General features: G+C 63.1%; 7 protein-coding genes. 2 read left to right on the top strand and 5 right to left on the bottom strand.

Going from position 1 to position 8,050, the window contains the following annotated elements; translation table 11 throughout:
- Positions 1 to 23 precede the first annotated feature (23 nt).
- From pcaF to pcaR, 5 genes are all read right to left on the bottom strand, one after another.
- Positions 24 to 1,229, bottom strand: a complete 1,206-nt coding sequence (gene pcaF / locus KUO17_RS04670; protein ID WP_217973944.1) for a 3-oxoadipyl-CoA thiolase — start codon at positions 1,227 to 1,229, stop codon at positions 24 to 26.
- Positions 1,226 to 2,005, bottom strand: coding sequence for a CoA-transferase subunit beta (locus KUO17_RS04675; RefSeq protein WP_217973921.1), 780 nt, complete (start codon positions 2,003 to 2,005; stop codon positions 1,226 to 1,228). Before KUO17_RS04675 ends, pcaF begins: the two co-directional genes overlap by 4 nt.
- Positions 2,002 to 2,862, bottom strand: coding sequence for a CoA transferase subunit A (locus KUO17_RS04680; RefSeq protein WP_217973922.1), 861 nt, complete (start codon positions 2,860 to 2,862; stop codon positions 2,002 to 2,004). The genes KUO17_RS04675 and KUO17_RS04680 overlap by 4 nt, the downstream gene beginning before the upstream one ends.
- A gap of 254 nt (positions 2,863 to 3,116) precedes the next feature.
- Positions 3,117 to 4,463 carry a 4-hydroxybenzoate transporter PcaK gene (pcaK, locus tag KUO17_RS04685; RefSeq protein WP_217973924.1) on the bottom strand — a complete coding sequence of 449 codons (1,347 nt, stop codon included), beginning with the start codon at positions 4,461 to 4,463 and terminating at the stop codon, positions 3,117 to 3,119.
- A gap of 280 nt (positions 4,464 to 4,743) precedes the next feature.
- Positions 4,744 to 5,619 carry a pca regulon transcriptional regulator PcaR gene (gene pcaR / locus KUO17_RS04690; protein ID WP_178116601.1) on the bottom strand — a complete coding sequence of 292 codons (876 nt, stop codon included), beginning with the start codon at positions 5,617 to 5,619 and terminating at the stop codon, positions 4,744 to 4,746.
- A 354-nt stretch (positions 5,620 to 5,973) separates the two neighbouring features.
- Here pcaR and KUO17_RS04695 point away from each other — a divergent pair, with 354 nt between their 5' ends.
- Positions 5,974 to 6,174 (top strand): hypothetical protein, encoded by a 201-nt coding sequence (locus tag KUO17_RS04695; protein ID WP_217973925.1) that lies wholly within the window; start codon positions 5,974 to 5,976, stop codon positions 6,172 to 6,174.
- Positions 6,175 to 6,491: 317 nt separating this feature from the next.
- Positions 6,492 to 7,964: an inorganic phosphate transporter gene (locus KUO17_RS04700; protein WP_217973926.1), complete on the top strand. Its 1,473-nt coding sequence runs from the start codon at positions 6,492 to 6,494 to the stop codon at positions 7,962 to 7,964.
- Positions 7,965 to 8,050: the final 86 nt, after the last annotated feature.

An 8,050-nucleotide genomic window follows, 5' to 3' on the forward strand; every position in this document is an offset into this window, starting at 1 on the left:
GCCGTGGCAACAGGGTCATTGAACTACACGCGCTCGATGGCCAGGGCCAGGCCTTGACCGACCCCCACACACATGGTCGCTAGACCTTTGCGCCCGCCGGATGCCTCCAGCTGGTGCAGCGCGGTGAGCACCAGACGTGCACCGCTCATGCCCAGTGGGTGGCCCAGGGCGATGGCGCCGCCGTTGGGGTTGACCTGCGGCGCGTCGTCGGCCAGGCCGAGTTCACGCAGCACGGCCAGGCCCTGGCTGGCAAAGGCTTCATTGAGTTCGATCACATCGAAATCGGTGACCGCCAGGCCCAGGCGCTCGACCAGCTTGCGTACCGCCGGCACCGGGCCGATACCCATCACGCGCGGCGCCACACCGGCACTGGCCATGCCGAGTACACGGGCACGCGGGGTCAGGCCATGTTTTTTCACCGCCTCGGCCGAGGCCAGGATCAGTGCTGCGGCACCGTCGTTGACGCCCGAGGCGTTGCCGGCGGTGACGGTCTTGTCCGGGCCGTTGACCGGCTTCAAGCGGGTCAGGGCTTCGAGCGTGGTGTCGGCACGCGGGTGCTCGTCCTGCTCGACCACGGTCTCGCCCTTCTTGTGGGCGATGCGTACCGGCACGATTTCTTGCGCAAAGAAACCGGCCGCCTGGGCCTTGGCCGTGCGCTGCTGGCTGCGCAGGGCAAAAGCGTCCTGGTCGGCGCGCGACACCTGGTAGTCGTCGGCCACGTTGTCGGCGGTCTGCGGCATCGCATCCACGCCGTACTGGGCCTTCATCAGCGGGTTGATGAAGCGCCAGCCGATGGTGGTGTCTTCCAGCTTCATGTTGCGCGAGTAGGCGCTGTCGGCCTTGCCCATCACGAAGGGGGCACGCGACATCGACTCGACGCCGCCGGCGATCGCCAGCTCCATCTCGCCGCTGGCAATGGCACGAAACGCCGTGCCGATCGCGTCCATGCCCGAGGCGCACAGGCGGTTGAGGGTCACCCCCGGCACACTTTCCGGCAACCCGGCCAGCAACAGCGCCATGCGCGCAACGTTGCGGTTGTCTTCTCCGGCCTGGTTGGCACAGCCGAAGAACACTTCGTCGAGCAGGTCCCATTGCACAGTCGGGTTGCGCTCGATCAGGGCCTTGAGCGGCACCGCCGCCAGGTCGTCGGCACGCACGCCGGCCAGGGCACCGCCGAAACGGCCGATGGGGGTACGAATCGCGTCACAGATGAATACGTCACGCATCAGGCTTCTCCCGGCGCTTGGCCGTGGGCGGCCGCAGTACGCGCTTCCAGGTCCCGCAGTGCGGTCAGTTCGACCTCGCTCGGCGCCACGGTGGTTTCGACATTGTCGGCAAAACGGATTGCCCAGCCGGTGGCGGCGACGATCTGCTCGCGGGTCACACCTGGGTGAATCGAGGTGACAACAAACTCGTTGGTGTCGGTCTCAGGCTCCATGATGCACAGGTCGGTGATGATGCCCACCGGGCCGGCACCGGGCAGGCCCAGGCGTTTGCGCGAGTCGCCGCCTTCGCCGTGGCCGACCGAGGTGATGAAGTCGAGCTTGTCGACGAAGGCCCGCGAGGACTGCTTGAGGATGATCAGCACGGTCTTGGCGGAGCCGGCGATCTCTGGCGCGCCACCGGCACCCGGCAGGCGCACCTTGGGCTGGTGATAGTCACCGACCACGGTGGTGTTGATGTTGCCGAAGCGGTCGACCTGAGCGGCGCCCAGGAAACCCACGTCGATGCGTCCGCCCTGCAGCCAGTAGCGGAAGATCTCGCCGGTGGGCACCACGGTGTCGGCGGTTTCGGCCAGTTCACCGTCACCGATCGACAGCGGCAGCACGGTCGGCTTGGCACCGATCGGGCCCGACTCGTAGATCAGCACCACATCGGGCGAGGAGGTCAGGCGTGCCAGGTTGGCGGCCTTGGACGGCAGGCCGATCCCGACGAAGCACACGGCGCCATTGCGCAGGCGGCGTGCCGCGGCAACGGTCATCATTTCATTGGTGGAGTAGCTCATTGTGCAGCCTCCGAAGCGCTGGCCAGTTTTGCCTTGAAGGCAGGGAAGTCGGCGGTGCCGCGAATGTATTCGTCGATCCAGGCGGTGAAGGTTTCGCGGTTGCGGGCAATCGGGTCCCAGGCCTGGTAGAAGCGGTTGTCACGCTCGGAGTAGCCATGGGCGTAGGACGGGTGCGCGCCGCCCGGCACCAGGCACACCGCCGACAGGGCCCAGGTCGGCAGCACACAGGCGTTCATCGGCGCGTTGAGGTCGTCGACGATCTCCTCGACCGTGACGATGCAGCGCTTGGCGGCCAGGGCAGCTTCCTTCTGCACGCCGAGGATGCCCCACAGCAGCACGTTGCCCTTGCGGTCGGCCTTCTGCGCGTGGATCACGGTGACGTCCGGGCGTACCGACGGTACGGCGGCCAGCACTTCGCCGGTGAACGGGCAGGTCACGCTCTTGATCAGCGGGTTGACCTTGGGCAGGTCGGAACCGGCGTAGGCGCGCAGCACTGCAAAGGGCAGGCCCGAAGCGCCGGCGACGTAGGCGTTGGCCAGGTCCGCGTGGCTGTGCTCTTCGATTTCCATCGCGTGCGGCCACTGCTTCTCGACCGCGTCACGCAGGCGGTGCAGCGAACCGACACCGGGGTTGCCGCCCCACGAGAAGATCAGCTTGCGCGCGCAACCGGCGCCGATCAGCTGGTCGTAGATCAGGTCGGGGGTCATGCGCACCAGGGTCAGATCCTTTTTGCCCTGACGAATGATTTCGTGCCCTGCGGCGGTCGGGATCAAATGCGTGAAGCCTTCGAGGGCGACGCTGTCGCCGTCGTTGACGAACTGCTTCACGGCGTCGTGGAGCGAGAGGATTTCAGCCATTGCGGACTCCTGGTGAGCGATTGCAGAGGGGCCGGGTTGCGGCGCCGATAGGGGTTCAGATTAAGATGGCACCTGGGGCCGTACAATCCGATAATCGCCATAGCGTTCGATTATCGAACGTATTGTTGTTGTACTAAGGATGTAGTCCGGGGGCGCCCCCTTCGCTGGCAAGCCAGCTCCCACAGGGGTTGCACAGATCTCGAGGACCGTGACCTACCTGTGGGAACTGGCTTGCCAGCGAAGCGTTCAAGGCGTCAGGTCGCGTCAGCGTGGCTCACCACGCCCTTGACGATCACCGCCACAGTGGCAATCGCCGCCGGGATTACCAACGCCGTCAGCACTTGTTCGAAGTTCCAGCCCAGGCCCAGCAGGGTGGCGCCCATCCAGGCCCCGAGGATCGCGCCAAAGCGGCCGATACCGAGCATCCACGACACCCCCGTGGCACGCCCCTGGGTCGGGTAGAAGCGTGCCGCCAGCGACGGCATCGCCGACTGCGCACCGTTCACGCACATGCCGGCAATCAGCACCAGCGTCGCCAGCACCGTGATGTTGCCCAGGCTCTGGCCCACCGCGTAGGCAAACACGCCTGCCAGCAGATAGAAGGTGCCGATCACCTTGTGCGGGTTGTAACGGTCCATCGCCCAGCCCACCGCCACCGCGCTGAGCACGCCGCCGAACTGGAACAACGCACCGATGAATGCGGCCTGCTCCATGCTCGCGCCGCTGTCGCGCATCAGCGTCGGCAGCCAGCTGGTCAGCAGATAGACGATCACCAGGCCCATGAAGTAGGTCAGCCACAGCAGCAAGGTGCCCACGCTGTAAGTGCCCGAGAAGATCACCGCAAACACGTTGCGCGCCTTGACCGACTTCTGTTCCGGCACGCTGAAGCTGGAAGCCTGGCCGACAATGCCCGGCTCGATGGGGGCCAGGGTGCGGCGTACCTTCTCGGTACCTTTATTGCGCACCACCAGGTAACGCGCCGACTCCGGCAGCCACACCATCAGTACCACCACCAGCAGCAGCGGCAAAATGCCGCCGATCAGCAGCAGGCTGTGCCAGCCGAACATCGGGATCAGCTTGGCCGAAATGAACCCGCCACCGGCCATGCCCAGGTTGAAGCCACAGAACATGCTGGTGACCAGCAGCGACTTGTGCCGCTCAGGGGTGTACTCGGACAGCAGCGTGGTCGCGTTCGGCATGCCGGCGCCCAGGCCCAGACCGGTCAGAAAGCGCAGCACCAGCAACTGGTCGACGTTGGTGGCGTAGGCCGAGGCCAGGCTGAACGCGCCGAACAGCAGCACCGCGCCCACCAGCACGACCTTGCGCCCGAAACGGTCGGCCAATGGCCCCGAGCCCAGCGCACCGAACACCATGCCGATCAGCGCCGCGCTCATCACCGGGCCAAGGCTGGCGCGGTCGATGCCCCAGTCCTGGGACAGTGCCGGGGCAATGAAGCCCATCGCGGCGGTGTCCAGGCCGTCGAGGAACACAATCAGAAAGCACAGGATGACCACTCGCCATTGATAACGCGACAACGGCTGAGCATTGATAAACGACTGCACATCCAGGCAGTTTCCAACAGCAGCTTGGGGACTATTCATTGTTTTTATCCAGAAGAAGCGCGCGAGTGTGCGGGTGCGCGCGTGAACGGCACAGACGATCGGATACGGGTCTTTTGGAAAGGCTCAGCTACCGCGTCGCCGGCAGGCAGACAAGGGCGGGCTGAAGCAGGACAGGGTGCGGGGCATGGGATGTTCTCTCGCTCATTATTATTGGAGGCCGATGCGTGTCGACCGATGCGAGGGACATTAATAAGGCGCGCGACGCGGCGCAATTCGATAAACGCAAGACTGTGCGTTTATCGAACAGGAACGTCAGGGCTCAACTGAACAGCTGGGTACTCAGGTCGCGACTGGCCGCCACCATGATCGGCAGGAACTTCTGCTCCAGCTCACTGCGGCTGACCCGCCCGGCATGGGTGCTGATGTTGAGCGCAGCCAGCACCTGGCCGGAGGCGTCGTACACCGGTACGGCAATCGATCGCAGGCCCTGCTCCAGTTCCTGGTCCACCACGCACCAGCCCTGCTCACGCACTTGCTGCAGTATCTCCAGCAACGCGGCCGGGTCGTGCACCGTGCGGCTGGTCTTGGCCTGCAGGTCGGCATGCTCCAGGTATTCGTGCAGCGTGGCGTCGTCCAGCGCCGCCAGCAGGATGCGCCCCATCGAGGTGCAGTAGGCCGGCAGGCGGCCGCCCACCGACAGGTCCACCGAGATCAGGCGCTGCACCGTGGCGGAACGCGCGATGTACAGAATGTCGTCGCCTTCGAGGGTGGCCATGTTGCAGGCCTCGTGCAACTGATCGCTCATGCGGTCCAGGTACGGCTGCGCCGACACCGCCAAGGGCGTGGACGACAGGTAGGCATGCCCCAGGGTCAACACCTTGGGCAGCAACGAGTAGGTACGCCCATCCGTGGTGGCATACCCAAGCTTGATCAGCGTATGCAGGCAGCGGCGTACCGCCGCCCGCGGGATCTCGGTGCGGTGGCTGATCTGCGCGATAGTCAGATGACGCTTGCGTTCCTGGAACGCCTGCACCACCGCCAGGCCCCGGGCCAGCGAGGTCATGAAATCCGGATCACCGGTGAACGCCTGAATACGCTTGGCAGGCGACGCCACGATGGGCGGTGCCAGCGACGCGAAAGAACTGCGCACATTGTCGTTCAGGCCGGGCCCCTTGGCCCCTGTTTCTTCACTCATGACTCACCTCGGCACTCTTCACTTGGGCGATTATCGAACCATCGGCCGATAATCGCAATTGACCACTGCCTACAATTGCTTATACCTTTCCTCTGCCACCATGTGGCTTCTTGGAGAGACTGGTCAGGTACCCACCGTAGAAGTCCCAGGCACGGCCTTGCCCACCAGCAAGGCCGTTTTTGTTTTACCGTGCAGACACGCGCCTGCTAAACGTGTAAAACAACATCAATCAACTGCAACCACCTCTGTGCCTTTAGCTTCATACAGGCGCTCGAAACAGCAGCGCATCTGCAGCGCTGTCATTCAACGTGCTTGCGTTGATACCCCGCAACAATTCCAACCTCAGGTAACACTGTGACGAAAGACGAACTGCGCGCGCAACTTGAGCGCCAGGAGCAACGTTACAAGGATGTTTATGGCGGAGAAGTCACCACGTATGCCGCCCAACCGGATCCCGAACGAAAACCATGGCGCAAGCGCGCCAGCATGCTGGACCAGGCGTTTGCCGAGGAACTGCAAAAAATGCAGAAGGAGCTCAAGCCACAGGAGCCCTGACCCTCGCCCACCTTCGACCAGGCACCTGTGAAAATCCGGTGCCCTGGACGACCCTTGCGGCGTCGAAGATGAAACCGTTACGTAATCTCACAAATTTAATACGATCGTTTTAATTATTTGATACGCACAGAATCCAGGTTTTTTCTGACTGTTCGCGTTATTTTTTCTGATTTTTACCGATCTTTCCTGAACAGATGCTCCCTCGACAGGGCACTTGCCCCCTGAAAAGCAGGCATAACCGGTCAGCACCTAGTGCATCGATTACCCAGGTTTTCTGGCATAATCGCGCCCCCTTATGACCGGGTCAGAATTCCTTCATGATCGATTTATTCAGCGGACTTGATGCCTGGGTACTGGTGAGCCTGTTGCTCGCCTTGACCTTCGTGCTCGCCTTCGAGTTCATCAATGGCTTTCATGACACTGCTAACGCGGTAGCGACTGTCATCTATACCAAAGCCATGCCGCCGCACCTGGCCGTGTTCTTTTCCGGCGTGTTCAACTTCCTTGGCGTGTTGCTGGGCGGTGTGGGGGTGGCCTATGCCATCGTCCACCTGCTGCCGGTCGAATTGCTGATCAATGTGAACACCGGTCACGGGCTGGCCATGGTGTTCTCGTTGCTGGCGGCTGCGATCGCCTGGAACCTGGGCACCTGGTACTTCGGCATTCCGGCATCCAGTTCGCACACCCTGATCGGTTCGATCCTGGGCGTGGGCCTGGCCAACGCCCTGCTCAATGACATTCCGTTGGGCGATGGGGTGAACTGGCAGAAGGCGATCGACATCGGCATGTCGCTGGTGCTCTCGCCGATGGCCGGTTTTGCCGTGGCGGCGCTGGTGTTGATCGGCCTGAAGTGGTGGCGCCCGCTGTCCAAGATGCACAAGACCCCTGAACAGCGCCGCAAGCTTGATGACAAGAAGCACCCGCCGTTCTGGAACCGCCTGGTGCTGGTCATTTCGGCGATGGCCGTAAGCTTCGTGCATGGTTCCAACGATGGCCAGAAAGGGATCGGCCTGATCATGCTGGTGCTGATCGGCATCGTCCCGGCGCAGTTCGTGCTGGACTTGAACAGCACCACCTACCAGATCGAGCGTACCCGCGACGCGACCCTGCACCTGAGCCAGTTCTACCAGCGCAACAGCGAGACCCTGGGCGAATTCCTGGCGCTGGGCAAGGCCAAGGACGGTGACCTGCCGGAACAGTTCAGCTGCAACCCGCAGCAGACCGAACCGACCATCACCGCCCTGCAACAGTCGCTCAAAGGCGTGGCCGACTACCATTCGCTGCCGGCCGAGAAGCGCGTCGAAGTGCGTCGCTACCTGCTGTGCCTGGATGACACGGCGAAGAAAGTCGGCAAATTGCCGGGCCTGGATTCGCGTGAGAAGGCCGACCTGGAGAAGCTGCGCAAGGACATCACCGCGACCACCGAGTATGCGCCGTTCTGGGTGATCCTGGCGGTGGCCCTGGCCCTGGGCCTGGGCACCATGGTGGGCTGGAAGCGAGTGGTGCTGACCATTGGCGAGAAGATCGGCAAGCAGGGCATGACCTATGCGCAGGGCATGTCGGCGCAGATCACGGCGGCGTGTGCGATTGGTGCTGCCAACGTGTTCAGCCTGCCGGTGTCGACCACCCACGTATTGTCGTCGGGTGTGGCCGGTACCATGGTTGCCAACAAGAGCGGCCTGCAAGGCGGCACCGTGCGGACCATTCTGTTGGCGTGGGTGTTGACCTTGCCGGCGACCATTGCCTTGTCGGCGGGGTTGTTCTGGATGGCGTCCAAAGCCATCGGCTAAGGCACTGTGTACAAAAAATGGCCAGTCATTGAGCATGACTGGCCATTTTTTTGCCTGCTAACTGGTGGCTGTTGCTGTTGCTGTTG

Source organism: Pseudomonas aegrilactucae (assembly GCF_019168305.1).
In the GTDB taxonomy this organism is placed as follows: domain Bacteria; phylum Pseudomonadota; class Gammaproteobacteria; order Pseudomonadales; family Pseudomonadaceae; genus Aquipseudomonas; species Aquipseudomonas aegrilactucae.

Coding starts and splice junctions, on each gene's coding strand:
- pcaK (WP_217973924.1), bottom strand. CDS start 4,463: ATGAATAGTCCCCAAGCTGCTGTTGGAAACTGCCTGGATGTGCAGTCG.
- KUO17_RS04700 (WP_217973926.1), top strand. CDS start 6,492: ATGATCGATTTATTCAGCGGACTTGATGCCTGGGTACTGGTGAGCCTG.
- KUO17_RS04680 (WP_217973922.1), bottom strand. CDS start 2,862: ATGGCTGAAATCCTCTCGCTCCACGACGCCGTGAAGCAGTTCGTCAAC.
- pcaR (WP_178116601.1), bottom strand. CDS start 5,619: ATGAGTGAAGAAACAGGGGCCAAGGGGCCCGGCCTGAACGACAATGTG.
- KUO17_RS04675 (WP_217973921.1), bottom strand. CDS start 2,005: ATGAGCTACTCCACCAATGAAATGATGACCGTTGCCGCGGCACGCCGC.